We start from the raw sequence: 257 nt of genomic DNA, 5'->3' as shown, positions 1-257 counted from the left end.
ATGGGCACCGGTCACGGGAGAGGTATTTCCACAACCGTGAGTCAGGCTCCACACAGAGCTTGTGTCCACCGATTTATCACCGGTGGTGAACGGTGGAGCGGTTAGCTGCAGGGACCGCATAGTGAAACGCTATATATGCATTGCGTTCATTGTCGCCAGCGTATTTGTGGTAAAGCGTGATGAACCGATTTCGTTCATTGCTTTCACCTCGATAGCGCAGGACAAGTAGCGTTAAGGCCGCCTCGGGCGGCCTTTTT

At 53.3% G+C, this 257-nt stretch carries 1 protein-coding gene; it reads right to left on the bottom strand.

Going from position 1 to position 257, the window contains the following annotated elements; all coding sequences use genetic code 11:
• Positions 1 to 76: 76 nt before the first annotated feature.
• Positions 77 to 257: hypothetical protein (locus LDK53_RS11190; protein WP_225287227.1), on the bottom strand; the 181-nt coding region annotated here is incomplete at its 5' end.

Source organism: Enterobacter sp. K16B, assembly GCF_020216105.1.
GTDB lineage: Bacteria > Pseudomonadota > Gammaproteobacteria > Enterobacterales > Enterobacteriaceae > Enterobacter > Enterobacter sichuanensis.
This window is presented reverse-complemented; position numbering and strand designations above follow the sequence as displayed.